Source organism: Veillonella sp. S13053-19 (genome assembly GCF_002959835.1).
Classification (GTDB): Bacteria; Bacillota; Negativicutes; order Veillonellales; family Veillonellaceae; genus Veillonella; species Veillonella rogosae.
In genome coordinates, this window is the sequence record NZ_PPDA01000014.1 from 1 (window position 1) to 24,781 (window position 24,781).

28 protein-coding genes and 1 tRNA gene are annotated in these 24,781 nt (G+C 38.7%); 1 reads left to right on the top strand and 28 read right to left on the bottom strand.

Annotated elements, in window-relative coordinates; all coding sequences use genetic code 11:
* Positions 1 to 287 precede the first annotated feature (287 nt).
* From VEHSUH06_RS08465 to purB, 24 genes are all read right to left on the bottom strand, one after another.
* Entirely contained in the window at positions 288 to 674 is a 387-nt protein-coding gene (locus VEHSUH06_RS08465; RefSeq protein WP_105098533.1) for a succinylarginine dihydrolase, read from the bottom strand.
* Positions 675 to 1,059: 385 nt separating this feature from the next.
* Entirely contained in the window at positions 1,060 to 1,386 is a 327-nt protein-coding gene (locus VEHSUH06_RS08470; RefSeq protein ID WP_105098534.1) for a type II toxin-antitoxin system RelE/ParE family toxin, read from the bottom strand.
* Between the two features lie 2 nt (positions 1,387 to 1,388).
* A complete protein-coding gene (locus VEHSUH06_RS08475) occupies positions 1,389 to 1,670 on the bottom strand; it encodes a type II toxin-antitoxin system Phd/YefM family antitoxin (protein WP_105098535.1) in 282 nt (93 codons plus the stop codon).
* Between the two features lie 62 nt (positions 1,671 to 1,732).
* The gene (locus tag VEHSUH06_RS08480) at positions 1,733 to 2,230 is read right to left on the bottom strand and encodes an ECF transporter S component (protein ID WP_105098536.1); all 498 of its coding nucleotides are present in this window, start codon (positions 2,228 to 2,230) and stop codon (positions 1,733 to 1,735) included.
* 108 nt (positions 2,231 to 2,338) lie between these two features.
* Positions 2,339 to 2,632, bottom strand: coding sequence for a DUF2695 domain-containing protein (locus VEHSUH06_RS08485; RefSeq protein ID WP_105098537.1), 294 nt, complete (start codon positions 2,630 to 2,632; stop codon positions 2,339 to 2,341).
* Positions 2,633 to 2,688: 56 nt separating this feature from the next.
* A complete protein-coding gene (locus tag VEHSUH06_RS08490) occupies positions 2,689 to 3,453 on the bottom strand; it encodes a hypothetical protein (protein ID WP_105098538.1) in 765 nt (254 codons plus the stop codon).
* A 77-nt stretch (positions 3,454 to 3,530) separates the two neighbouring features.
* Positions 3,531 to 4,037 (bottom strand): YfbM family protein, encoded by a 507-nt coding sequence (locus VEHSUH06_RS08495; RefSeq protein WP_105098539.1) that lies wholly within the window; start codon positions 4,035 to 4,037, stop codon positions 3,531 to 3,533.
* 103 nt (positions 4,038 to 4,140) lie between these two features.
* Positions 4,141 to 4,734: a hypothetical protein gene (locus VEHSUH06_RS08500; protein WP_105098675.1), complete on the bottom strand. Its 594-nt coding sequence runs from the start codon at positions 4,732 to 4,734 to the stop codon at positions 4,141 to 4,143.
* A 38-nt stretch (positions 4,735 to 4,772) separates the two neighbouring features.
* Positions 4,773 to 5,579: a hypothetical protein gene (locus VEHSUH06_RS08505; RefSeq protein ID WP_105098540.1), complete on the bottom strand. Its 807-nt coding sequence runs from the start codon at positions 5,577 to 5,579 to the stop codon at positions 4,773 to 4,775.
* A gap of 25 nt (positions 5,580 to 5,604) precedes the next feature.
* Complete coding sequence (locus VEHSUH06_RS08510) at positions 5,605 to 6,147, bottom strand: hypothetical protein (protein WP_105098541.1); 543 nt, start codon at positions 6,145 to 6,147, stop codon at positions 5,605 to 5,607.
* Positions 6,148 to 6,183: 36 nt separating this feature from the next.
* Positions 6,184 to 6,693, bottom strand: a complete 510-nt coding sequence (locus tag VEHSUH06_RS08515) for a hypothetical protein (RefSeq protein WP_233187920.1) — start codon at positions 6,691 to 6,693, stop codon at positions 6,184 to 6,186.
* 68 nt (positions 6,694 to 6,761) lie between these two features.
* Entirely contained in the window at positions 6,762 to 7,193 is a 432-nt protein-coding gene (locus tag VEHSUH06_RS08520) for a hypothetical protein (RefSeq protein WP_105098543.1), read from the bottom strand.
* Between the two features lie 38 nt (positions 7,194 to 7,231).
* On the bottom strand, positions 7,232 to 8,047 hold the full coding sequence (locus VEHSUH06_RS08525; RefSeq protein ID WP_105098544.1) for a DUF2262 domain-containing protein: 816 nt from the start codon (positions 8,045 to 8,047) through the stop codon (positions 7,232 to 7,234).
* A 118-nt stretch (positions 8,048 to 8,165) separates the two neighbouring features.
* Positions 8,166 to 9,008 (bottom strand): DUF6630 family protein, encoded by an 843-nt coding sequence (locus tag VEHSUH06_RS08530; protein ID WP_105098545.1) that lies wholly within the window; start codon positions 9,006 to 9,008, stop codon positions 8,166 to 8,168.
* 159 nt (positions 9,009 to 9,167) lie between these two features.
* Positions 9,168 to 12,542 carry an ESPR-type extended signal peptide-containing protein gene (locus VEHSUH06_RS08535; RefSeq protein ID WP_105098546.1) on the bottom strand — a complete coding sequence of 1,125 codons (3,375 nt, stop codon included), beginning with the start codon at positions 12,540 to 12,542 and terminating at the stop codon, positions 9,168 to 9,170.
* Positions 12,543 to 12,999: 457 nt separating this feature from the next.
* Positions 13,000 to 13,076, bottom strand: a tRNA-Arg gene (locus VEHSUH06_RS08540).
* Positions 13,077 to 13,124: 48 nt separating this feature from the next.
* Positions 13,125 to 14,015, bottom strand: coding sequence for a 5'-nucleotidase, lipoprotein e(P4) family (locus VEHSUH06_RS08545; RefSeq protein ID WP_105098547.1), 891 nt, complete (start codon positions 14,013 to 14,015; stop codon positions 13,125 to 13,127).
* Between the two features lie 137 nt (positions 14,016 to 14,152).
* Positions 14,153 to 14,437 (bottom strand): hypothetical protein, encoded by a 285-nt coding sequence (locus VEHSUH06_RS08550; protein ID WP_105098548.1) that lies wholly within the window; start codon positions 14,435 to 14,437, stop codon positions 14,153 to 14,155.
* A 90-nt stretch (positions 14,438 to 14,527) separates the two neighbouring features.
* Positions 14,528 to 16,009 carry a DNA polymerase IV gene (dinB, locus tag VEHSUH06_RS08555; protein ID WP_233187921.1) on the bottom strand — a complete coding sequence of 494 codons (1,482 nt, stop codon included), beginning with the start codon at positions 16,007 to 16,009 and terminating at the stop codon, positions 14,528 to 14,530.
* A 2-nt stretch (positions 16,010 to 16,011) separates the two neighbouring features.
* Positions 16,012 to 16,356, bottom strand: coding sequence for a helix-turn-helix transcriptional regulator (locus tag VEHSUH06_RS08560; protein WP_009352539.1), 345 nt, complete (start codon positions 16,354 to 16,356; stop codon positions 16,012 to 16,014).
* 542 nt (positions 16,357 to 16,898) lie between these two features.
* Positions 16,899 to 18,182 carry an adenylosuccinate synthase gene (locus tag VEHSUH06_RS08565; RefSeq protein ID WP_105098549.1) on the bottom strand — a complete coding sequence of 428 codons (1,284 nt, stop codon included), beginning with the start codon at positions 18,180 to 18,182 and terminating at the stop codon, positions 16,899 to 16,901.
* 74 nt (positions 18,183 to 18,256) lie between these two features.
* The gene (locus tag VEHSUH06_RS08570) at positions 18,257 to 18,529 is read right to left on the bottom strand and encodes a helix-turn-helix domain-containing protein (protein ID WP_105098550.1); all 273 of its coding nucleotides are present in this window, start codon (positions 18,527 to 18,529) and stop codon (positions 18,257 to 18,259) included.
* A 366-nt stretch (positions 18,530 to 18,895) separates the two neighbouring features.
* Positions 18,896 to 20,044, bottom strand: coding sequence for an MFS transporter (locus tag VEHSUH06_RS08580; RefSeq protein ID WP_105098551.1), 1,149 nt, complete (start codon positions 20,042 to 20,044; stop codon positions 18,896 to 18,898).
* A 210-nt stretch (positions 20,045 to 20,254) separates the two neighbouring features.
* Positions 20,255 to 21,550: an adenylosuccinate lyase gene (gene purB, locus VEHSUH06_RS08585; RefSeq protein ID WP_105098552.1), complete on the bottom strand. Its 1,296-nt coding sequence runs from the start codon at positions 21,548 to 21,550 to the stop codon at positions 20,255 to 20,257.
* 293 nt (positions 21,551 to 21,843) lie between these two features.
* On the opposite strand from purB, the gene VEHSUH06_RS08590 reads away from it, so the two are divergent.
* Positions 21,844 to 22,254: a hypothetical protein gene (locus VEHSUH06_RS08590; protein ID WP_054747342.1), complete on the top strand. Its 411-nt coding sequence runs from the start codon at positions 21,844 to 21,846 to the stop codon at positions 22,252 to 22,254.
* Between the two features lie 126 nt (positions 22,255 to 22,380).
* Here VEHSUH06_RS08590 and VEHSUH06_RS08595 read toward each other — a convergent pair whose 3' ends face one another.
* The 4 genes from VEHSUH06_RS08595 to VEHSUH06_RS08610 all read right to left on the bottom strand — a co-directional run bounded on the left by VEHSUH06_RS08595 (position 22,381) and on the right by VEHSUH06_RS08610 (position 24,717).
* The gene (locus VEHSUH06_RS08595; protein ID WP_105098553.1) at positions 22,381 to 23,226 is read right to left on the bottom strand and encodes a hypothetical protein; all 846 of its coding nucleotides are present in this window, start codon (positions 23,224 to 23,226) and stop codon (positions 22,381 to 22,383) included.
* A 4-nt stretch (positions 23,227 to 23,230) separates the two neighbouring features.
* The gene (locus VEHSUH06_RS08600) at positions 23,231 to 23,635 is read right to left on the bottom strand and encodes a biopolymer transporter ExbD (RefSeq protein ID WP_009352440.1); all 405 of its coding nucleotides are present in this window, start codon (positions 23,633 to 23,635) and stop codon (positions 23,231 to 23,233) included.
* A complete protein-coding gene (locus VEHSUH06_RS08605) occupies positions 23,632 to 24,237 on the bottom strand; it encodes a MotA/TolQ/ExbB proton channel family protein (protein ID WP_105089924.1) in 606 nt (201 codons plus the stop codon). The genes VEHSUH06_RS08600 and VEHSUH06_RS08605 overlap by 4 nt, the downstream gene beginning before the upstream one ends.
* Positions 24,238 to 24,459: 222 nt before the next feature.
* The gene (locus VEHSUH06_RS08610) at positions 24,460 to 24,717 is read right to left on the bottom strand and encodes a hypothetical protein (RefSeq protein ID WP_009352280.1); all 258 of its coding nucleotides are present in this window, start codon (positions 24,715 to 24,717) and stop codon (positions 24,460 to 24,462) included.
* Positions 24,718 to 24,781 lie beyond the last annotated feature (64 nt).

Genomic DNA, 24,781 nt, shown 5'->3' on the forward strand with positions numbered 1-24,781 from the left:
TACCAACACATTTTGTCCACCCTCTAAGTTTATCAAAAGAACTTAAAATGGCGATGGAAGCAGTAATTTACTGGCTCCATCCCCTATAAAACCAACACGTTTTGTCCTATAACCCAAAAATATTAATGTAAATTAAGCAAAAAAATAAACCTAACGTTTAAGACTAAGTACTGCAATACTTAGACACGTTAGGTTTATCAAATTCTTGTTTCTTTGATGAGCCTAACGCCTAGAACACGTTAACTGGCTCTTTTGTACTTATAGTATAGTCTGAATTCTAGAGGCTGTCAATTTACATCGTCCTTAGAGGATATTATAAAATTAAATGGAATATGAATAACAAGATCTTCTTTAACATCAATATACCCTATATTCCAAACTGTATCTTTTGCAGACTGTACTAATTTTGAATATATCTCATCATTAGATATATTCTCATTTGGATCTAACTCAACAGAAGTAATACGTCCTTGAGAATCCGTTCTTATCAGTAATGCAAAACTATAATTTTTATCATTCTTCGTTCTAAGGACTTCAGCCGGAACCTTTAACTGAGACTGTATCTGCTCATTAAGAGAGCGATGTATATCAAACGTGTCAATCTGATAATCAGCAAAAGCATTAATAGGACTCAAAACAACTAGCAATAAAAATAAATATAAAACTCTAACCATAAAATTTCACCAATCATAACACACAACATAAAATTATTATTGAGTTTTATATTAACAAAACAAATAAAATATGTCCATTCAGTCCAAGTTCCAATCAATTTACAATGATGTCATATTTACTTATCTAGTTCAAATTGACTATATATGATAATCTATCTATTAATTAATAGATAGATAGTCGACGAGTGGTGCCGTCAGGCTCATCCTAAAACATTATAAAACATGTAGAAATGGCCTTTCGTTTTCAGCTACCAGTTGGTAACGAAGGGCTATTTGTCGTTATTACGATAAATCAGCACTATCAATGCTCCAAAGAAAATAACTACAAAAGGGAGACTCACAACGGAGTCTCCCTTTATTCATCTATACCAAATCAACTAAACATCTACAATCCTTGCAGAAGTTGTAAATAATCTTGCCGTTGACTAAATATATTATATATACGCACTTCTTTTTCATCATCAAAGACACGATATAAAATAATATTTTTATTAATAATCAACATTCGATAGTTTTTATTACGTAAAACAGTATGTCTTGGAATCATGCCCATATAAGGATTATCCGCTAATAAAAGAATTCTATCCTTAATCTCTTGATAAACAGCCTTGGCAATTTCATTGGAAAAAGATTGCTTTACATGCAGAACAATATGATGCAATGCCTGATCGGCCTGTGCCATAATAATGATACGATAAGCAGTGTCTTCCATAACTATTCGGCCTCAGCTAACAACTCTTCTATGCTGATAAAAGTATCCTCAATAAGACCCATTCTACCTTTTCGTTCATCTTCCTCTGCCAAGGCAATAGCCTCTAATAATTCTATCTGTGCTTTCAATTTATTATAGGTTTCATATCCCATACATACCGTATCACCACGACCATTTACCGTCATAATACAAGCTTCATCCCCTGTTTTCAAAACTGTAGAGATTTCATTATATTTATTTCTTAAATCCGACGATGGCCGGATACTTTCACGTAATAACCCCATAAAAGCACCTCCTCATATACAAATTATATCATAATTTGTATATGAATTGTGAATCACTAATCCTATCCTAATCGTTTACGTAAGATAGCATAGAGAATCATGCTAATAATAACGCTCATAACGGCTTGAATGGTATTAGTCACAATACTAGCAATGGCTACGCCTGGATCAAATACAAAGTATTCAGCGATAAAGTAGCCTGCTACGATGATAATGCCACCTACAATGGTTGCCACCAAGGCAGAGGTAGTTGTCTTATTGTTATAGACAGTACCGACAAGATAGCCTTCAATGCCTTTCACCACGAAGGTGATTGGTACAAAGACTGCGTAGCCGAGGAATAGATCAGCTAACGCTGGGCCGATAGCACCAATATAGGCGCCATATTTTCGACCTAATAATAGAGCTGACGTCATAATAACGACATCTCCAACATTGAAATAGCCGCGAATACCAGGTACTGGGATTTTCGTGTACATGGTAAACAGTGTTGCGAGGGCAATCAATACGGCTGTGAGTACTAACGCGGACGTAGTACTGCGGTTTTGAACGTGTTGCATAGCGTCCTCCTTATAAAAATAGACATGTGACTATATCCATCACATGTCTATACTATATACCTTTATGGTAACACCTGCAAATACATAGAATTAACTATAAAAATACTATTAACAGTACTCTTCAAAACGTTCCTCTACATTGTAGAGAACCTCACAATCACAACCGCCACCTTCGTTGATAATCCAGTCTAGTACGCTTTCAACATCTACCTTTTGTTTTTCTAAAAACTCTCTTGTGAAAGTCAGACTATGATCGCAACCGTCATTTGTTTCTAATTTCTCGTCTACATAATCAAAGAGATTCCAAAACAACTCTTCGTCCATAGGTAAACTATCTTTAAACGATTGCTTTTGCTCATTAGCATAAGCCTTTAACAATTCCTTTTTACGCGCTTTATCCATGATAATAATTTTCCTTTATATATTATGCCTTATATCTTTAATATCTGACCTATAACTTATATTTCATATAATTCTGGTCGTTCTAAGACTGTACCATATTTTAATTTTGGTAATTTAACGAATTCAGGATACAACTGCTTAACCTCTTTACAAGATTTTAACGTAAGATGTTCTAAATTATTGAGTTCTAAAACGGGAGAGTAGTCTTTATCAATCACCTTTGCCGTTAAAAAGCTAAAAAATCGCAGCTGTTTCATATGACGTAGAAATCCCAATGATTGAACCTTAAGAATTTTAGGCGCAGCAAAATCACCTTCTAAGGCAAGACTTTCAAGATGTTTCAGATTAGCTAATGGCGTATAATCATTAATTTTCTGAAAGTTCTCAATCGACAGAGCCACTAAATTTTCTAATTTTGATATAGGCTCTAAGCTCGATACACTTCTGCCAGATCCAATGTGTAAATATTCTAGTTCTTGTAAGTTCTCTAATTTTGAAATATCTGGATAGACGCCCCATTTTATATGTAATTTTTTAAGTCTACGTTGGGCACACACTGCATCAAATAAATCCTGTGGCATTCTTGTGCAAAACATTAGCTCTGTAAAGATATCTGGATTATTTACTAGAAAACCACACCACTCCATCCAAATTCGCTTCTTATCTTTAGCAGAATAATCTTCATCGAGCTGTGTGCAGTTGATTATCAACTTGTCTTCACCATCATATTCAGAGACCTCTACAACAGATTTAGGCCGTGTATCATCCTTATGATAGTAGTCAAATCCATATTTAATTTGCTTTTCTGTTAACACTGCCATTTACAATTCCTCATCTTTGTCAGTCCTATAATTAGTTTATCTATAACCAGGGCCATGTCCAACAGATTATAACGGGCCTAACAAATTGATACAAGCACATGCCCCTTCGCTTCTAGCACTTTTTTATAGAACACCTTCATCTGCTCGAAATCGTGGAGAATCTCATCTTTGATTTCCTCCTCTTCTTCGTCATAGTCCCAAATATTTGGATATAATTCTGCCTCTTTGCAAGCTGCCATATCAAAGGATTCTAGTGCTTCTTCCATATCAAACTGATCTAGAGCCGCCACGATATCTGCTAATTTATCATATTCAGTATACGCCAAATAATCCGATAGTTCTTCTACAGCTGTTATGCCAAGCACAGCTTGACTAAGAGGATTATTATCGTCCTTATGGTCAGTGCTTACACCAGTAAGCACGAAGTGAAGGACATCCCACATCTTATCGATGTCGAGCAATAAATCGTCCTCATCACTCCACGCTTCAACGGTTTCAAAAAGATCTTCCTCTGAGGAACCTAAACCTTTGAGTTCTTTTAAGCTTTTATCACTTATACAATTATAATTTGCAATGAGTCCCATAGTCTAAACCCTCCCTAGATACTCAGTAATCTAAAACTTACATAATTACTTAGGAATCTATAATCTCCATAAATGCCGAATAATTCGAAGCCTCCACTGATAGTTAATTCTCTATCTCTGTCAGCAATTCTAGTAACGTAACCTCATATTTGTTATTTTTGTCTAACAATGGCTTACATAATAGAAGCACTTGTAAAGAATAGTAGTAGAAACTAAAGAATAGGTCATCTGGAAATACCTCTTCTTCCTCATATCTGAGAATATCTTCGTCTTCATCGTACTCTTCAGACCAAAGATATTCTTCGTTGAGCATATCCTCAAATTTCGGTAGTGGATCTGCATGTTCTAGGATAAGACCATCTCTGATACACTCAGCAATCACAGTAAATAGATCTACCAATTGTTCTACTAAATAATGAGCTACTTCATTCTGAGTTCTCTCTTCTAAGGCTTTCTTAAAAATACGAAGCAAGAAAACCATAGCAAATGGCGTAGCATGCCATAAAGTTGATTGATGCTCAATGTTTTGGACCAGTTCTTCACCTGCCACATCAATAGCATCAACGTTCTTCATATCCCACAACACCTCAAGATGAGCAGGAAAATCTGTAGCACGGCCGTAAGTTGTGGTCAAACGATGCCAGGGTATGTCACTGACTTTCACAGTTTCTATATATTGTTTCGTCACAGTATCCATTAAATTTACACCTTTATAGTAACGCATCCTCCCGAAGATTATTTCTGAATAACCTCTTTTACCAGTTCATAGGTGTCTATGAGACGCAGTTTTCCTAGCCTAGGATTATCTGTAATCTCCTCATAGATATCTTCCAACGTGCCTGCTGGTGCTAGTTTCCACAATTTACACGGATATAGTTCAACAGCCCCAATGATTTCTAAATGGTCTAGCAATAGGCCTAGGTCTTTATGCGTAAACCAACAGTCAGTATCGATACCGAAATTTGTATTGTCTTTCCGGCAGGCGATTTTACTATTTAAAAACTGCTCCATTGTAGGTTTTTCTTTTTGTAAAAGCCGCGTACAGGCCAAATGGTACTCGATTTTCCGCGGTGATTGATCCACGTCAGATACAAAAATAGCTCCATACTCGTTTTCAAACTTAACAGCTAATACGTCGCCCACCTTAAAATGAGGTTCTCGCTTTGTTTTAGATTTACGAACCTTTAGAGGCTTTGGATTTTCACTTTGTAGTTGTACGGCTAATGTATCTAATACCTTTTGACGTTGTTTAAGCGCCTTACTATCAATTTCTAGCCAAAACTCATGAGCGCCCTTCGCGATTATGTCTAATGCTTTCTCTTTGATATCCTGCGATAAATGACCTATCTTCCACAGCGAATAGGCTACGGCAGTCCAATAAATTTCTGTATAGAATTCGTCAGTACAAAAATTCTGCTCTTCAGCCAAAATTTCTGAAACAATTGTATCAATACTAGTGCCATCTCTATAGCGCTCAACAATCAAATTATAAATATCATGGCCATCATCACTATCTATGATTTTCACTCCATCAATAGCCATATAATTCTCCTTTTAAGCAATACGTCTAGAAAAACAGATTTTGTGATTCAGTAACGGTTCCATCATCTTCATGGAAATAACAAATATATAAAGGAGCTCGATGTGCAGCGTCATAAAATTTTTGTAATTCAGTAGCCACATTTGCTTCTAAAGGCATGCCTAGCGCCTGAACAACGGTTTCCCATACATCCATTTCTGTATAAGAAGTGATTTCATCATGTCGCTCATTGGCATAGGCTTCGAGAGTTGATATGTCCGTATATTGGCTAGCGTCACAATAATCATGCCAGCAAATGCTATACACCAATAAATGGATTAAATCATCTACACTTTCAGCTATACGACCACATTCCCCTTCGCTACTCATATACCCGATAGAGCCATCCTCTAATTGATGATATTCGCCACCGGCACCATCACGAGCAAAGGCTTTGCCGGGTAAAGAAAATGTGCATCGCCCTTCAGCAGTATCACGTTCTTCCAATCCGTCTAATAGGCAGAAATCAAACAGCATATCAAAATCTGCTGCCAAGTTAGAATCTTCACACAATAGTTTTAAATAATCCATATTCTTCCCTCTTATTGATTCTCTCATCTCTCTATTTCATCTATTATTTTCTCGTAATTCTAATAATGCAGAAACTTCATCCATGTCGAGATTAAACATGTTACTTTCAAGATTGATAGGCTCGAAATAGTAACGAACTGTATCTGCACCAAATTCATCTTCTAAATTGGCCCATTCTGCCCCTGAAAGCACGGTAAAGCCGAGCGTATCGTTTCCAAGGCTTTCAGCAAACCAACGCACCTCATAGTCAGGCTTAACGAAATCATTGAAATATTTGATGGTCACATCTCGATCTTGCTCATCGTCATAAGGAATTTGCAGCTTTTTGTTGCCATTCTTCAATACAATATCGTCACCATAGGGCTTGCCATTACTAACGGTTTGAATATCGATAGGCTCATCCATCATATCATTAAAATAATTCACCACATCTTCGTCATACTCGTGCCAGTCAATCCAGATGATAGCTTCGGAATCAAATAAATCATTTAGATCAATATCATTGGCAAAAAAGCTTCTTAATTCTTTATACAGATTTTCCATCATCTCTCTCCTATGTATCACTTATTTTTTTAGATAGTCTACAATACCCGCGTCACCACTTTAATACAACGCTATAAGGTTTCATAAATCACATCTTGTTGAGCCGTAAAATTTTCATCAAAAGAAACCAAAACATATAGATGTCCTGCTGGGGATTCACCTATATCATAACCTAGTGCAAATGCGTCGTAACAACCTGATTTATCTAACATTATATCCGTTAGTGTTAGCACAACAGACTCTTCTTGCGGTATTTCCTTTTGTATGATTTCCTGTGCTAATTGGTCTAATTTATCTAATTGAACATATAATTGTTCCCACATTGGTAGTGAAAGTACCTCAGCCTCAGTATAATCGGTACAACTAATATTGAGGTTTTGAAAGGCTTGTCCTACATTCTCTAAGCGATTAGTGCCCAATCGGCGAGATACAAAGTAAACCCCATACAGTTCTACAGTCCAGCTTTCAACGTTCCATAATGTCATTAATTCAGATTTTATCATTATGATACCCCACTAGTTCGCCACACTCCGCTAGTTCATTATCCTGCAATATCCGCACTAACAGGGTTCCCATCCGCATCAATATTGGCTATGATGCAGTGTCCCCAGAAAATATCGTCATCGTCATAATAGACCTCTATGGTACCATCATTGCGGAACGCCAATTCGCCCATAGTAATACGCTTGGCAAATATTTCTGCCGTAATCGGATCTTGGTCGTCGTTATCGAGCCAATCATTAGCAAGATCTAATAAGTGTTCACTAATGTATGTGCTAATTCGTTGTTCAAACTCTTTGAAATTATCGATTTTATTGAAAGTCCCCAATGCCACAGTGCAGCTTTCATCAGAACCCTCGTCTACATCAAGGGTGAATGCATAATCATCAATTCTCGCTGTGTAATATTGATACTCTCGATTTAACAGGAAGTCCCCCCTGTCAGTATGAAGGTATTTAGGGGTTTTCAAATAAGCCGACAGCGCCTCTAATTCGCTATGTTTAGCGTGCTCCTCTAACACCTCGAGCACATAATAGCGATTATTCCAAGAGGGACGCATATAGCCCAAATCCTCTAAGAATTTTGCTTTCTTAACTAACAATTTATAGACACCGTGTGGCTCAAAAGAATAACCCCATCGATCATCAAGGCCCTCAATAATCCACGTCAAAATGCCTTCGCTACGGTCAAGCACGCCAGTTCGAGTATCTAGGATAGCATCGGTAGACACCAGTGGTCTATGGTACTTATCTAAATAAGGACTAGCCCCATTTGCATCGCTACGCGGCAATGCATAGATTTCAAACACTTCCGGCTCAAACTCGGCTTCATATTCTGGTAGACGTACAATACTCATATGACTCTCTCCTATTCATCACATTTATACAGTGCAAACTGTTTACAGTTAAGAATTACGACCATTTATAGATACTGCCACATTATAATCATGCCACTACATCATAATTTTCGTTACATCACAAACGTTCAGCTACATCGATTCTATGTAATAGCTCTTTCGCTAGCTCTTGGGCTCTTTTAAATTCCTCATTTGAAAGTACCATGAGCACCAAACTATCTGTGCCGATGTCCATGCCTACTAACTTATGGTTTTTCCACGTGGAATTAAAATGTGCGCACCAGTCCCCAATACATTGACTGTCATCAAATGCGGCTGTATCAATAGATACATCTCCAGTTAAATTTTCATCAGTAGATACATTTTTATTATGGATTAACTTCTGCACATGATAAAGAAAATCCTCTAATTCGAATTTCAAAGATAACTCTACAGCACGACCAGTAGATAGCAACTTCTCATAGAGATTCCACCAGCTATCTTCTAGTTCTTCCATGGAATGTAACTTTGCCTTGGACATGAATGATTTGGCTTGTTTAGCATCGCCTAGCAACAACGTTGCTAACTCTGTAAATGTCGATCGCATCTGATTGATATCTAGATACGCTACTTCTACACACAAACTACAATCAGGTACTCTGCGTTTTTTCACAAAAGCCCGCATCATCTTCACTGCGTCAGGATAACTTACATCAGCCATGCGATAGGTTTTATGATCGATGTCTAAAAATATATCTACGGTATCCTGCGTTTTCCCTACGCGAGACTTCATCGCAGTACAACCATTAATAGCATGAGGAGGATATAGCTCCATATACATGAAAAATCCATCATGCATAGCCTTGAGGGTATTATCTATGCCCACTATGTTAAAACCATTCCGATTATAATCGGGACTCTTCATGCGCCACTCTTCGTAATTGTCGAAAAGCTTTTCTTGAATCCAATTGTTAAAATTCATAAGAATATACCTTTATATAACTACTTTTTACAAATACACTATTTTATCTAATTATATCATTGTTTATAAATTAAATATCATGATTTATAAGTACTTTAAATAACAAAATATAAACACAAAAATAGAGATGCGAACATGTCGCATCCCTATTTTATTGGATTATAAGCCTAATTTTTCCATAACCATTGCCAATTTAGCTTTAGTTTCTTCATTTTCTTGTTTAATTCTTGCATTTTCTTCTTTCAATGCAGTAATCTCATCATTCATTACGTATATAGAGCTAATTGGGCCACCTTTATAACGTTCAGGAATTGCTTTTTTAGCTGTGGATGAACCTACTTTTTTAGTTACCCCAACATTGAACATGTTATTTTGATCGTCAAGAGTTACACCAGCATGGAGCATAGTACTTTCATCAGTGAAATGAGCCACACCAACTGCTACAGCAGATTTATTATGATAATGACCATATGCAGCCATGATTTGAGTTGGTTCCAATGGATCGTATTGAATTGGTTTCAAACCAGCCAATGCTGCTGCATTTGCACCAGTTGTATTTATTTTGCTATCCAAACCATTAAACGCACTGTTTACACCACTCAAAGCAGCTTGTACTTGGCCTACAGTTGCTGCATCATTAGCAGATGTTCCAGGTGCTACATTATGGATTTGATTACCTCCATTATTCAAGCCATCAGCAGATAGGGATACAGTCTTACCTGGATTTGTAGGGCTAGAAGCACCAGTGATAGTTACACCATTACCATTAGTTACAGTTGTATTTCCAGCTGCATCTGTAGTTGTTACATTTGTAACAGAGATGGAGTCTTTAAGTGCAACATTAAATACTTTACCATTTGTAGCTGTATCTGGTGATTCCGTAACTTTGATATTGTCACCTTCGGTAACTTTACTTTGTGCGCCGCCACCGATACCAGAGATCATATTTTGTACTTGAGTCAAGTTAACTGCATCGGTACCATTAACCGCTGTTGCTACATTACTAATTATTTTCCCACCAGCATTGATACCATCTTTTGTAATGCTAGGACCAGTAGCAGCACCAGTATTATCAGTGAAAGATAGACCAGAGCCATTGACAACTGTTGTATTACCAGTAGCATCTTTAGATGTTAAACCAGCATTACTAATTTTAGTGTTACCAGTTGTAACAGAACCATTAGTGCCAAGATCAATATTTTCAGCTAATTTAACAGTTAATGTATCTGTACCATTTGCAGTTACCACAACATTGTTAGTTGTGCCATTACCAGTTGTACCACCAACTACATTAACAGTCGTACCTAATGCACGGTTGAATTGTGTGCCAGTATCTCCTTTAAAAGTCAATCCACTATTAACGGTATTAGTCAAATTAGTGATATTTTGTTTTACATCAAATAATTGTCCACCATTGACTGCATCTTTACTATTAGCAGCAACTGTGCCATCAGCAACATTAGTGAGTTTAGTTGTAGCACCAGTTGTTGTACCATCTGGATTCACGAGGCTTGCTACTGGGCTAGTTACAGCCGTTGCACCCGCTACAGTTGTACCGTCTGCATTTACCTCAGCCGCTTTGTAGTAGTTCCCATCATTGGCTTTTACTAAACGCTCACCAGCATCATTCGTGTACACGATAATGCCAGCTTCACCATTACGAATGGCATTCGTTTTATCCGTTAAATCTTTACCATTTAATCCATCTTTACCTGTTGGCCCAGTAATAGATGCTCCTGCTGTACCATTAGAACCATCTCGACCATCTTTACCATTGCCAGCTACAGTAGCGGCTGTATTAATTTTATCTTTTATAGATTGTGCTAAATCAACGGTAATGGCATTACCATTTGCAGTTGTTGTTACATAGTTAGCAGTACCATTAACGGCAAGAGGTTGTGTTCCTAATGCTACAGTTCCTGTTGTGCTGTTATCTGCCGCTGTCTTAAGTGTAGTGGCCCCTCCAGTTGTAGGGATTGCTGCAATAGCTGCGTCTAATTGCGCTTTATTAACTGCATCTGTACTATTAACGGCTGTAGCTACATTGCTAACTGTTGTATTACCCGCATTAATACCGTCTTTTGTAATGCTAGGACCAGTTGCAGCACCAGTGCTATCTTTGAAAGATACACCAGAACCATTGACAACTGTTGTGTTACCAGCCGCATCTTTTGAAGTTACACCATCATTGTTAATTACGGTGTTGCCCATTGTAACAGAACCAGCTGTACCAAGATTAATCTTTTGTGCTAATTTAACTAACAGTGTATCTGTACCATTAGAAACTACACCAATGTTACCATCTGTTAATACAGCACTAGTTGCTGTATTTCCTTTAATATTTAGTGTTTCATCTAGTTTGCGAGTGACCGTTGCACCTGTATCACCATCAAATTTGATCCCTTTTGTCGTAACCGCAGTATTGGCAGCTTCTGCTGTTGTTTTTACATCAAATAATTGACCACCATTAACTGCATCTTTACTATTAGCAGCAACTGTGCCATCAGCAACATTACTCAATTTTGTAGGAGTAGTTGTAGATCCAGATGCAGCTAATAGGCTTACATGAATATCGGAATGAGCTACAGTACTGGCACCAGCTCTTGCCTTACCTGTAGCAGGATCGATATTACTTTCTAAATAATACCCCTCTGTTGTGCCAGTAGAGTCAGTTGTTTTTACAACTTTATTACCATTAGCATCTATAAAAGCTGTTTGCTTATCATTTTGAGCATCTACTGCTAGCTCTGTTAAAGTGTTGATTGCTTTAGCATGTTCATTTAATGCAGCTTGCGTGATATCATCAAGCATTAGGTCATAAGATGCCATAGTACTTGAACCACCTTCAGCAAGGCCTCCAATATTTGCAAATGCTAAATTGTCTGACAGTTTATTAATAGTTACAACTTTACCCGTAGTAGTTGTTGTTTTTGTGCCAAGAACCTCTGTCTTGATTGTACCTTTCTGCGCTTTACCAGGTGAGGAAATTACGGTTTGTTTAGTTTCTACTGGAGAAATTTGAGCAGCTTTTCCAACTGAACTTGTAGAATGAATATAGTTTCCATTACCATCAACAGTGCCACTATCATTCCACGTTTTAGTAATAAGACGAGTAGATGTTGCTTGCTCTGTACCATTTGCTTTAAAGGATGTATCTGGAACTAACTGACCATTTGCATAGATATAGGCAGTAGTATTCGCGTTCCCATTAAATGCCATACTTGTAGGATTTGCAATTGTACCAGAAATTGAATATGTATTAGAATCCATAGCAGTTAAATCTGTGCCTGGATGTAAAACACCACCACCATATGTAAGATTATTTTTGGTCTTAACTTCAATTGTGCCAACTGTAGTAGTCGCCCCTTCTGCACTTACTGTATTCACACCACTAGTGATTACAGTTAAACCTAATATAGCCATTGCCGCTAATCTAGCAGACCCTCGAAAACGACATGTACTTTTTCCCTTCTCAGATGTAACTACATTGCATCCTTTTTTTTCATTCCAAATTACTTTAAAAATTTTGTTCATACCATTCCCCTGATCAAATATAAAAACAATAAATACAAATCAATAAATTAAAAATACGCTTAAATTACAATATGAAATTGAACAGTATCTTCACCATTCACGTTCCTAACATGAATATAATATGAATATCACATTTATATTATAATTCTGGCCATTACGAATTCCAAGATTTCCCTATTAAGTATTCTACACAAACAAGATACCCATATTTTATTAACCACTTTATACATGATATTTTCAACCATGCCATCAATAAAACTATGAACCAAATCTACTCCACCAACTAGAATTAAGACTACAAAAATGGTATGAGGAACCAATAATAGCTAATAATAAATGTGAAAGGAATTCAGCTACTATGCTAAGTTGAAACTGTATATTATATGATACCAATTTGTTTTTTAACCACAAAAAAGGCATAAGGCCCTCAAAAGCCTTATGCCTACTGTATTTATACTGGTGCGCCTAACCGGAATCGAACCAGTGACACGCAGTTTAGGAAACTGCTGCTCTATCCTACTGAGCTATAGACGCATGTATACTTTATTATATCTTTTTTAATAAAGTATACGCAAGGCGTCCTTATTGTTGTAGGTATTGGTTATTTACTTGTTTTTGTTCTTCTGGGCTTAGGTTTTGATAGCCTTTAGCTAATGCACTTACCCAAGATCCGTAAGCAGGGTTTGGGAATACCACAAAAGTAGTACCAAAGTCTTCTTTATGAGCATCGATGATATCATTTCTTTCAGCTAGTGTCTTACCTTTTGTGCCAATTGGGAAATCACCAGCATTATCGCCCATGTATACAACAACAGCATATTTTTTAGCAATCGCATCAAAGCGAGGTTGTTTATCAGAGTCTTTTTCGAATAGTAGTACATGGTCTTTATCAACAGATGGGAAGCCTAATTCTTTAAAGTTCTGTATCGTTACGTCAAGATTTACTGGGGCGTAGCGATTTGATACGTAGAAAATTTCTACCCCTTGTTTATGTACTTCATTTAAAAACTCTACCGCCCCTGGCATAGCACGAGATTCACCTTTATGGACCGCTGCTCGCCACCAAGGAGCATCAAATCGACCATTCCCATTAGTGATGCTTTCACCCATCAGTTTTGTATTATCTACTACTGTTTCATCCGCATCAAGAACGATAGCTAAAGGCTTTCTCTGATGGGATGGATCAGCAACAGCCATTTTAACAGTATTCAATGCCACGTTGTAACCCTGATATGCCAGTGCTCTGTACTCAGCAGAGGTGCGCATCCATAACAGGCCCATTGTCTCTGTGTCAGCTTGGTACTGCTGCTTTTGCTTAAGTGCTGCCTCTTCGGCCTGAGTTGTAACAGTAGTAGGAACTATGCTACTTGCTTTCACCGTCGTCGGAGAGTCCGCCTGTACTACAGAACCTATGCAAAGAGTACCACCAAGACAGGCCACCGCTACATACCATGCCAAACTACTACGTTTCATAATTGCCTCCTAACCACATTTGCTCTCTGTATAAATACAATACACAATGTAATTCTACATAGTTATACTAAAATCCTTTTTAAAAATAAAAAACACCTTGCATCTACCCATAGTAGTTACAAGGTGCTTCATTCTGTTTACGCCGGACGGCTCCAGTCGACTTGTACGTCGATAGCTTCCCACATGCGTGTTAGAGCTAATTTTAAGTTGTCCAAAGATTCTAATGGTTTTACATTCAACCGTTCATATGTATCAAGACCTGTAGCATGCTCGATGGCATGATCCTCGTTTAAGTAAGCGATAACCTTATCAGCCCACTCTTGTTCAGGTAATTCTACGAACACTGTTTTTGCTTCTGTGTCATAGGACAAGAAACCATTGCTGTTGATGCCATAATGAATGGCTACACGAAATAAACTCATATCTATACCTCTCTTGCGGTAATTTATTAACACTATACCCATATTGTAACATGAACAAATACTTTAGTGAAAGTATTCAATATGAGTTCATCAGAATTTTTTAGGGGCCTTCGGCTCAGTAGCTTGTGCGTCCTCATTGGCGGATGTATCATCTGCCGTATTAGACAGCGTATCATCTGCCGGTGTGTCATCTGCCGGTTTATCATCTGCCGTATTAGATGGTGCATCTCCACGAGCATCTACTGCAGATTTCAATTCTGATCGTTTTCGACGCGTTCCATTGTCTCCGTGAAAGCGCTGCCATAATGCACCACTCATAACAGCCGTTTCACCAAATTTAGACTCTAACGAATCTAACACGCTAGCTAGCTTATCTTCTGTTTTATCCTGTGACGATTCAAAGAGGCTCTCTTGCATAGGCACCTCTTCGTCGAGGCCACTTACGGTGAGACCTAATAGTCGTATAGGGCCAGGAGGATCTATCCATCGGGTTTCCTCAGAAGAATACGTAAAGGCTTTAGCCTGTACCTTAGTTGTAGCACCTAAAGATTCAAGCTCTTTTGCTTTTCCTTTAGGTTTCTTGCTCGTCTTATCTTGCATGAGCTTGTTCCACAGGAGCAGCGCAGTTTCAAAAAACACATGCTCATGGTCTGATGGCGTATCTAACCGCTTTTGGCGGGATACGGTGGTGAAGTCATCATAGCGAACCTTAATGGACACGGTATGCCCTAATAGATTACGTTTTCGCAATCGTTTTGATAAGCGATTCGCAAAGTATCTAAACTCTAGTTCAATGGCACTACCATCCGTTAAATCTTCTTCGTATGTCTCCTCAGCTCCGATAGATTGTATTTTGCGATCGGTTTCCACCGGTCTATCGTCAATCCCGTTCGCTAGTTCCCATATGCGGCGCGCCTGGTTGCCCACGAGGGGAATTAAACTGCTTTCATCAGGCAATGCTTGAATATGACGCATCAAGTGAAAGCCCCCTGTTTTCAAGATTTTTTCTGTACGAGGACCTACGCCCCAAATACGTTTAATCGGCAACGGAGCTAAGATCTCTTTTTCACGGCCATAAGGTATGACTACAAGACCATCGGGCTTATCTAAATCGGATGCCAATTTGGCAAGGAATTTGTTCGGTGCTAAACCTGCAGAGATGATGAGTCCAGTTTCTTCAAATACACGGTCTTTAATGGCTCTGCCCAGTGCTTTAGGTCCACTGTACATAGTAGACATACCGCTAACCTCGAGGAAGGCCTCATCTACAGATAGGGGCTCAATGTAAGGAGTGAATTCTTTCATAATGGAAAAAATCTGTTCTGATACCTCTTTATAGCGGTCCATGCGAGGATATACGTAGATACCATCGGGACAGAGTTTCTTAGCTCGTGAAATAGGCATGGCCGAATGAACACCGAATTTGCGCGCCTCATAGGAACATGTAGCAACGACGCCACGTGAAGAAAGACCACCCACGATAACGGGGTGGCCTTTATATTCTGGATGATCCAGTTGTTCGATGGAAGCGAAGAATGCATCCATATCAACATGCATAATCCATCGTCTCATTGTTACGCTTCTTTTTCGTGCTCAGAAATACGGCAGTATTTAATTTGTGCGCAAATACACTCATCCTTAGATTTATATAATTGAGGGATGATCTCTAAAATATCGCCAAATGTAGCTTCATTAATGGAATAACGAGTCCATAAGCCATTACGTTGAGAGTTAACTACACCTGCATCAATTAAGATTTTCATGTGGTAGCTCAACGTAGATTGAGACAAATTGAAGCTAGCTAAAATATCAGCTGCACATAATTCATTGCAAGACAACATATCGATGATGTGTAATCTTGTTTCATCGCTTAATGCCTTGAAAATCGTAGCTAAACGTTCATAAGAAACTTCAACCATATCTTTAACTCCTCAAATCCGTATCAAAAAATGTCAATCTACTTTCTTGAATCTATTATATACTATTTCTTAATGTAAATCTATTTTTTTCTTTATATTTGTATCTTAATAATTTATTATGAATATCATTTTTAAATAAATGAGTAATTTTTATCACATTATAAACTCATTTAAGCACGCCACAGGTTGTATATCGTGAATATTTTAAATAAATTTTCATCTCATAGATTTATTTAGGTATACATTAAATTGTATATATAAAGGTTTTGTGCAATTATCTTCTATAGAATTTTCGATATACACATTTTCCGATAACCTTATAGCATACTTCGATATACCGCACCACATTAACGACCGAAAGAATTAGATCTATTATACTTTTTTTGTAGTCTAAATCATTTCATTACAAAAGGCTCCTCTTAGAGGAGCCTTATCTGTATAATTCTATAAATAGATTGTATAGCAGTAAAATTTTTAGCAATTATACTGCTACATCGACACTATCGAATACAATCATTTGTATTATATCAAATTAGTATAGCTTAGAATACGTTTACTAAGTCGATAGTTTGGCTACGGTTAGGGCCAACGGATACGATACCCAGAGGTACGCCTGTTACTTCAGCAATGCGTTCTACATATTTACGAGCATTTTCAGGAAGTTCTTCGTATTTACGGATACCAGAGATATCAGTTTCCCAACCTGGCAATGTTTCGTACACTGCTTCACATGCTTCAAGATCTTTCAAGTTAGCCGGGAAGCCTTCTACATCTTTACCATTCAATTTGTAACCTACGCAGATTTTTAATTCTTTGAACGTATCAAGAATATCTAAACGAGTAATCGCGAGGTAATCTAAGCTGTTAAGACCTGCAGCGTATTTTACAACCATAAGGTCTAACCAACCGCAACGACGAGGACGACCAGTTACAGTACCGAACTCATGACCAAGTTTACGAAGGTTTTCGCCAGTTTCATCAAGAAGCTCCGTAGGGAATGGGCCTGCACCAACGCGTGTTGCATAAGCTTTTACTACGCCGAAGATATTTTTCAAGTAGTTAGGACCTACACCAGCACCTGTGGAAGCACCACCTGCGATTGGATGAGAAGATGTTACGAATGGATATGTACCGTGATCAAGGTCAAGCATAGTAGCTTGCGCGCCTTCGAACAATACTTTTTTATCCTCTTGAACTGCTTTCAAAACAGCAATGTTAGTGTCTGTTACATATGGTTTCAATGCTTCAGCATATTTGATGTAGTTAGCTAAGATTTCATCGTAGTTAACGCCTTCTGCTTCGTATACTTTAGTAAGAATTTTATTTTTGAATTCTACGTTGTACGCCAATTTTTCTTTGAATGTTTCAAGATCGTACAAATCGCACATACGAATGCCAACGCGGTTGATTTTATCCGCGTAGCAAGGACCGATACCATTTTTAGTAGTACCGATTTTAGCATCACCTTTAGACGCTTCCTCTGCATTATCTAAAGCGATATGATATGGCATGATAACATGCGCACGGTCAGAAATTTGAAGGGTTTTAGCAGATTTACCTTGTTTTTCGAGACCTTCAATTTCTTGTAACAAAACTTTAGGGTCGATAACAACACCAGTACCAACGATATTTTGTTTGTTATCGTACAAGATGCCACTTGGTAACAAGCGAAGCGCAAATGCTTTGTCATCTACTACAACAGTATGACCTGCGTTATTACCACCTTGACTGCGCACTACAACGTCTGCACGTTCCGCGATCCAGTCAACGATCTTACCTTTACCCTCGTCACCCCATTGAGTGCCGATAACCATACTTGTTGCCATATCTATATCCTCCATGTGAAAGTCGAAATAATTCATTATCATTATACAACAATGTTCGGACTCTGTGAAAGTATTTATACAAGTTCAATCTTGAGTTTCTTCCCAAAAGCACGCGCTATTTTCTGCAAGGTTTTCAATGAAGGATTTCCATTACCATTTTCAATCTTACTAATATCAGACTGGGTAATGCCTGTTAATTCAGACAACTGCATCTGAGTCATATGAGCTGCGAGACGAGCCTCTACAATATTCTGAATGATTTGATATTCATCCTCTAACTCATCCCACTCTTTTTTAAACTTCGGATTTTTTAATTGTTTCTCTAAATATTGATCTAACGTTTCCATATTATGTATACCTCTCAATATAATCAGTCTTATATCTAACTGCTAATTCAATAGCATTCTTCGGTGTTTTCATAGATTTATTTGTTAAAACAATTTGAAAACAACAGAAAACGTATCCATCATATTCCTCCTAGTACTAGAAGAAATCTTTACTTAAATTATATGTTAAAACATATATTCAGTAAAGATATGAGATATAGAAATTTAAAGTCTTACTACATCCAATATAAGTATCTAGTCTCTTAAAGTAAAGAAATGGGAGGTGACCATTAGTCACCTCCCATGTATTGACATTTTATCTAATCAAAATATTCTATTTTGCCCTAGATACTATTCCATATTCAATTTTTATCTGTTTCTTAAGTATTATTTTGGTTCTTTAAGCCATAGGCTCATTAGGAGCCCCATAAGTCCTACAGGTATCAAGGTCATCAAAGCAGTTTGCACATCATAGATATCTGCCAAGTGTCCGATATAAGGTGCTACAAGTCCTCCTAGGGTAATGCCAAGGCCTAATGTAATGCCTGAAGCAAAGCCTGCGTTTTTAGCAAGGTATTTTTGACCGAGTACGGTAATGGGGCCATATTGTGAGAATACGCCAAAGGCCATCGGTATCATAGCACCAAAGAAGCCCCATATATTTGGTACAAAGATAAATACTAAAACAGATGGCAAGAAGATAAGATTACCTAAGCGCACCGTTTTAAGGAAGCCTAATTTATCGGATAAAGCCCCGCCCATATAGGTAAGGACTGCGCCCATTGCAAAGTACATGGTTAAAGCCAAGCTAGAGGCACGGGCTTCGCCGTTAATAACGGTAATGTACAGGATAGGAATAAAGATAGATAGTACAGAGAACAATATAGATCGTGAAGCGATTACAAAGAATAGCTTACCAAAGCTAGCCCAATTATTTGTACCCGTATGAGTAGATGTAGCAGAGCTTTTACTTTCACCAGCATTAGTCGTGTCAGCCTCGCCCGTAAAGGCATAGAGATATAGCAATACACCGAGCACAGCAATAGCGGTGAACACCCAAAGGAAATGAGCACCAAAGACGTAGACACCACCCGCGATGAGAGGCCCCAATGCAAAGCCCGCACTACCGCCCACTGCAAAGCGGCCCATGGCATTGCCGATTTCATGAGATTGTGTACGATTCACAAGGAGTGCCGCCTCAGGATGGAATAGTGCAGCCCCTACGCCGGCCAAGAGTGACAAGGCTAGAATCATTTCATAGCTCGTGGCTAGCGCTATAGCACTAATAGACACGAGAGTCACCGTAAAGCCTGCAGGAATGAACCAAGGTACACGCCACCGATCGGCTACGTAGCCCAATGCAGGCTGGGCGATAGAGGCCACCACGGTGTTACAGAAAATAATGGTAGCCGATTGATAATAATTAAGCCCAAAATTAGCGATAAAAAACGGTATAAGCGCCGCTAGAGATCCTTGTCCAAAGTCATTAATACAATGAAAAATAGGCGGCCCGTACTTTCGTATAATACGTTTCATATACCCTCCTAATAAGATAGCTAATTTTTCCTAAGATACAGAGATACTCACGAGGAAACTAGCTTATAGTTGTTAGTAAAATAGTGTAAATGACAGATTACGTTCAAAATAAAAAGAGTAGATATAGCCAACACCCAATGCATGTGCCATAGGCTTGTTGGTCTATACCTACCCTAGTCTTTCATATGTTATATGGGAAGTACCCTACAATTATAGGCCAAAGCGAGCCATGATTGTATCAACATGTTTCAATAATTTATGCGGATCGAAGCATGCATCGATTTCTTCAGCAGTCATGTATTTCTTGATGTTTTCATCAGATTTAAGACCTGTCGCGAAATCTTTGCCTTCAAGCCATCGTTCCATGGCATATTTTTGAACCCAACGGTATGCTTCGTCGCGCACTGCACCTTTGTCTACAAGGTGAGTCAAAATTGTTTGGCTGAATACAAGGCCACCTGTAAGGTTAAGGTTTTTAAGCATTGTTTCAGGATATACCAACAATTTGTCGATGGTGCGGATTGTTAAATGAAGCATGTAGTTCAACGAAATTGTTGCATCTGGTAAAATAACGCGTTCTACAGAACTATGGGAAATGTCGCGTTCATGCCACAACGCTTGGTCTTCGTAAGCAGATTGAGCATAGCCACGAAGCAAGCGCGCCATACCGCAGATTCTTTCACAAGTGATAGGATTGCGTTTATGTGGCATCGCAGAGGAACCCTTTTGTTTAGGGCTGAAATATTCTTCCGCTTCGCGCACTTCTGTACGTTGCAAATGACGAATTTCCAAAGCGATTTTATCTAATGTGCCGCCTACAACAGCGATTGTGGACAATAATTCAGCGTGACGGTCACGTTGTACGACTTGCGTAGCGATTTTAACAGGTTCAAGGCCTAATTTTTCACATACGTATTGCTCTACGAATGGATCGATATTGGAGTACGTACCAACAGCACCAGACAATTTACCAACAGCTACGCTTTTACGAGCATGCTCCATGCGTTCAATATCGCGTTCTACTTCAGCCATCCATAACGCCAATTTCAAACCAAATGTAGTTGGTTCACCGTGGATACCGTGAGTACGACCAATCATAGGTGTGTATTTGAATTCAGCTGCGCGACGACGCAATACTTCGTGCAAGCGTTTCAAGTCAGCAATCAAGATGTCGCACGCTTGTTTCATCATGTAACCAAGCGCTGTATCTTTAACATCTGTAGATGTAAGACCAAGATGGATATATTTAGCCGCTTCAGGACCTACGTATTCGCCTACTGCTGTTACGAAGGAAATGATATCGTGGTTTGTTTCTTTTTCGATTTCATGAATGCGCTCAACGTCGAAATCGGCTTTTTCGCGAATTGTTTTTGCCGCTTCTTTAGGGATAATGCCCAATTCAGCTTGCGCCTCGGATGCGAGGATCTCCACCAATAACATTGTGTCGAACTCGTTGCGCTCGCTCCAAATATGGCCCATTTCTTCTCGTGTATAACGTGGTATCATGATGTCTCCTTTGCATGATAAAAGCTAGATTTATAGGATTATTGTACCATATGTGAAAGCTCCATTCAACGAAAGGCCAACACATTTCCGAATGATAATTATATTAAATTTGCTAATCGTTCGTGTTTCTTGGTGATTTCCTATTTGTTTGTAATCAATTATTTATAGCAGATGCAGTAACTATAAGAATTCAGTTATATTAATACTATCTCTATGTATTTACACGAATAAAATGATATACTAGAGCTATCTGAAATATACAGGGACTTGTATATCATTACTGGGAGGCTTTCATGGCAAATTTAAATCGAAAAGAGCGTCGTGCACAGCGCAATGAATCTAATACAGCAGGCATTATATTACGTCTATTCTTTCTACTCAGCTTTATCGGCTTAGCGGTAGTACTATTCGGCGAGCTTGATTACAATTTTATCGTCTCTATATACGCTGTAAACATCGTAGTATCCTTGATTTATGTAGTAATGAACAAATCCCGCATCACTACCTCTTTGGCGGTACATACAAATGTACGCGTTATCATCGCTTATCTCATTATGTTGATTACCATTTTCTTCTACGCTTTAGCGTTATGGCGTGCAAATCAGTTTAGTACACCAATGCAGGCCACCTTGTTCATCGGTGGGGCCATCGTATACCTTGCGGTATTCAACTCCACTAAGACAATGCTTACTAATCAAGACTAACAAATATTTAGTACTACATAAATTACATACGTATAGGAACTCAAAATTATTCTATAAAACAAAAACAAAATAGGAAGCATAACAAAAGAGGCATATCTTACATACATTGGTATGAGATATGCCTCTTTATTGTCCTAGAATAACGGGAACCGCTAAGTAAACAGGTTCACCCCGTCGGTTAACGATGGACCCACTGCTTTTGATGATGCGCAGTGCTTCGTCTCGTACAGCTGGTGGTACATCGTCCACGATAAGTGGCGTATGTTCGCCAACAATGACATTGCCGTTAACATCAAAGTTAACTCGTACTACCACCTTGCCTGTTACGACAGATGCTCGCCCCTGTTCTTGCACAGTTCGCAAATAGTCATGAGGATTAATATCTGGTTTTTGTAAAAGCGCTTGTTGCCCTGGCGTCAATAGACTCAATGCTAAATCAGATAAGAAGGATAAGTCACTAGATTCAAGCAATCCATTTCCAGTTGCATTCGGATCCGATGTTATATCTTTACCGATAGGCGCTTTACTATTCTTAGAAGATTTTCCATCCTTAGAATCAGCCCCGTGCGTAACTACAGCTTGTTCACTACTGCTCGTTTCCGATTCAATAGCCTTTGGAACGGCCCATTCTCGGCGCACACTAGATGCTGCCGTACTTTCACTTAACTCTTTAGTCCGTTCATTCTCTTGCTTGCGCTCATCCAGTGAGGGATTTACCTTAGGCGCTGCCCCTTCTGGAGTTACATTCTGTGGTTTTTCCATAGGATTTTCCGCAGGTTTCGGTGCAGTGTCAACAGCCTCAACCCCCGTATCGCTTTCACCATCATCAGGCAAATTAAAGCTAATTTCCGCCGCATCATGGGCGGCACCTGTACCCGCCATTCCCCGCAAAGAAAGGCCCATACCAGAGATGAGGATAATTGTGATTCCTAAGGACACCATAAACGGTTTTAAATAATGCGATTCAAACATAGAATCACTTCCGTTCCGTAGCGACGCTAATATATTTAGCGCCATTTACCTTGAGCATGTCCAATAGGGCGATAACCTCGCTATAGTAAACGTCCTTAGAGGCGCGAATGACAAAAGCTTGTCGAGGTGCTTGTTTTACGATAGATTGTACCTCTTCGGCCAAGCGGTCGGAAGAGATTTCCTGATTGTCGATATATAGCGTGTGCGTTGTGGTGAGCGTAATCGTAATAGGCTCAATAGATTTTGCTGTAGATGTCGATGCAGATGGCAAATTGAGCGGAATTTGTTGCTCTGTATTCATGTACAACGTACCCACCATGAAGAATACCAATAAGAAAAATACGATATCGATCATGGGGATAATCATGATGGTCGGTTCTTTTTTAACCCCTAATGTGCGTCGTCTCATATATCATGTTCCTCGTTGTACGCATCGAGGATGTTGCCGCACTCATGCTCTAATGTAGTAATAGAATCGTTTACCTTTGCTGCACAGTAACTGTGAAAGCCAAGCGCAATAATAGCTACAGTCAAGCCTGTAGCCGTTGCCACTAAGGCTTCAGATACACCGCCTGTAATGATGGTAGGCGCTCCAATATCGCCGCCTACTACTGCGAAAGCTCGAATCATCCCTAGCACTGTACCCAACAGTCCTAACAACGGTGCCATCGTTACAATCATGCTGAGCCAACTAAGACCGCGTTTTAAACGCTCATCGGCGTAAGATACTACGTCTTGTAAACGATTTTCCAGACCATTATAGTTCTTTGCACTGCGCATAGCCCGAGCAAATAAAGAGCCAAGCTCCTCTGTGTCGCGTTCCAGAACACTTGGTAACATAACCCAAGATTGATTCTTCTCTAACACCTTATTAAAACGACGCAAGTCCTTAGTAAACTTGCGATATAACACGATACGCTCAATACCGATCATCAAAGCGAAAAGCAAAAAAATCACTAGTGGATACATAACAAACCCACCAGCTACAAATAAATGCGCTATACTACTCATACTAACCTCCAAAAGCCTTCTACCCTTTAGGCTCTATTAGGGTTAATTATACCACGTTTTACCCTATCAAAAAATAAGATATGCGACGTAAAAGCCACATAAATTAAGGATTAAAATTATATAAAAAGGCTGTACTAAAATGATATACATTCTAGTACAGCCTTTTACATCGTTAAATTTTTAAATCGTTAGCCTCTGAACTTGATTAGCCTCTGAACGTGATTAGTCTTTTTTAATGATGTTTACGATGAAGCCACCTACACCTAAAGCCAATCCTAAACCGCTACAGAACATACCGATAGAATACCACAAGGTGTAAGATTGGTTATTCGCAGAAATAGCCTTCGCCGCTGCTTGCGCATTAGTCGCATTTCTTGCAATTTCCAAATTAGCCGCCGCTGGATCTGGATTTAACAATAAAATAGCAATACCAATAATCAGAACGACTACACCGATTGGTAATAACAGTTTTTTATTCATTTGAATGTCCCCCTCTTAACATTAAACGGTGAGTATACTTTAATTATACACCGACTTTAGCATT

Excerpts from the sequence above, each read along its gene's own strand:
- VEHSUH06_RS08465 (WP_105098533.1), bottom strand. The coding sequence starts at position 674 with ATGGTTAGAGTTTTATATTTATTTTTATTGCTAGTTGTTTTGAGTCCT.
- VEHSUH06_RS08470 (WP_105098534.1), bottom strand. The coding sequence starts at position 1,386 with ATGGAAGACACTGCTTATCGTATCATTATTATGGCACAGGCCGATCAG.
- VEHSUH06_RS08475 (WP_105098535.1), bottom strand. The coding sequence starts at position 1,670 with ATGGGGTTATTACGTGAAAGTATCCGGCCATCGTCGGATTTAAGAAAT.
- VEHSUH06_RS08480 (WP_105098536.1), bottom strand. The coding sequence starts at position 2,230 with ATGCAACACGTTCAAAACCGCAGTACTACGTCCGCGTTAGTACTCACA.
- VEHSUH06_RS08485 (WP_105098537.1), bottom strand. The coding sequence starts at position 2,632 with ATGGATAAAGCGCGTAAAAAGGAATTGTTAAAGGCTTATGCTAATGAG.
- VEHSUH06_RS08490 (WP_105098538.1), bottom strand. The coding sequence starts at position 3,453 with ATGGCAGTGTTAACAGAAAAGCAAATTAAATATGGATTTGACTACTAT.
- VEHSUH06_RS08495 (WP_105098539.1), bottom strand. The coding sequence starts at position 4,037 with ATGGGACTCATTGCAAATTATAATTGTATAAGTGATAAAAGCTTAAAA.
- VEHSUH06_RS08500 (WP_105098675.1), bottom strand. The coding sequence starts at position 4,734 with ATGGATACTGTGACGAAACAATATATAGAAACTGTGAAAGTCAGTGAC.
- VEHSUH06_RS08505 (WP_105098540.1), bottom strand. The coding sequence starts at position 5,579 with ATGGCTATTGATGGAGTGAAAATCATAGATAGTGATGATGGCCATGAT.
- VEHSUH06_RS08510 (WP_105098541.1), bottom strand. The coding sequence starts at position 6,147 with ATGGATTATTTAAAACTATTGTGTGAAGATTCTAACTTGGCAGCAGAT.
- VEHSUH06_RS08515 (WP_233187920.1), bottom strand. The coding sequence starts at position 6,693 with ATGATGGAAAATCTGTATAAAGAATTAAGAAGCTTTTTTGCCAATGAT.
- VEHSUH06_RS08520 (WP_105098543.1), bottom strand. The coding sequence starts at position 7,193 with ATGATAAAATCTGAATTAATGACATTATGGAACGTTGAAAGCTGGACT.
- VEHSUH06_RS08525 (WP_105098544.1), bottom strand. The coding sequence starts at position 8,047 with ATGAGTATTGTACGTCTACCAGAATATGAAGCCGAGTTTGAGCCGGAA.
- VEHSUH06_RS08530 (WP_105098545.1), bottom strand. The coding sequence starts at position 9,008 with ATGAATTTTAACAATTGGATTCAAGAAAAGCTTTTCGACAATTACGAA.
- VEHSUH06_RS08535 (WP_105098546.1), bottom strand. The coding sequence starts at position 12,542 with ATGAACAAAATTTTTAAAGTAATTTGGAATGAAAAAAAAGGATGCAAT.
- VEHSUH06_RS08545 (WP_105098547.1), bottom strand. The coding sequence starts at position 14,015 with ATGAAACGTAGTAGTTTGGCATGGTATGTAGCGGTGGCCTGTCTTGGT.
- VEHSUH06_RS08550 (WP_105098548.1), bottom strand. The coding sequence starts at position 14,437 with ATGAGTTTATTTCGTGTAGCCATTCATTATGGCATCAACAGCAATGGT.
- dinB (WP_233187921.1), bottom strand. The coding sequence starts at position 16,009 with ATGAGACGATGGATTATGCATGTTGATATGGATGCATTCTTCGCTTCC.
- VEHSUH06_RS08560 (WP_009352539.1), bottom strand. The coding sequence starts at position 16,356 with ATGGTTGAAGTTTCTTATGAACGTTTAGCTACGATTTTCAAGGCATTA.
- VEHSUH06_RS08565 (WP_105098549.1), bottom strand. The coding sequence starts at position 18,182 with ATGGCAACAAGTATGGTTATCGGCACTCAATGGGGTGACGAGGGTAAA.
- VEHSUH06_RS08570 (WP_105098550.1), bottom strand. The coding sequence starts at position 18,529 with ATGGAAACGTTAGATCAATATTTAGAGAAACAATTAAAAAATCCGAAG.
- VEHSUH06_RS08580 (WP_105098551.1), bottom strand. The coding sequence starts at position 20,044 with ATGAAACGTATTATACGAAAGTACGGGCCGCCTATTTTTCATTGTATT.
- purB (WP_105098552.1), bottom strand. The coding sequence starts at position 21,550 with ATGATACCACGTTATACACGAGAAGAAATGGGCCATATTTGGAGCGAG.
- VEHSUH06_RS08590 (WP_054747342.1), top strand. The coding sequence starts at position 21,844 with ATGGCAAATTTAAATCGAAAAGAGCGTCGTGCACAGCGCAATGAATCT.
- VEHSUH06_RS08595 (WP_105098553.1), bottom strand. The coding sequence starts at position 23,226 with ATGTTTGAATCGCATTATTTAAAACCGTTTATGGTGTCCTTAGGAATC.
- VEHSUH06_RS08600 (WP_009352440.1), bottom strand. The coding sequence starts at position 23,635 with ATGAGACGACGCACATTAGGGGTTAAAAAAGAACCGACCATCATGATT.
- VEHSUH06_RS08605 (WP_105089924.1), bottom strand. The coding sequence starts at position 24,237 with ATGAGTAGTATAGCGCATTTATTTGTAGCTGGTGGGTTTGTTATGTAT.
- VEHSUH06_RS08610 (WP_009352280.1), bottom strand. The coding sequence starts at position 24,717 with ATGAATAAAAAACTGTTATTACCAATCGGTGTAGTCGTTCTGATTATT.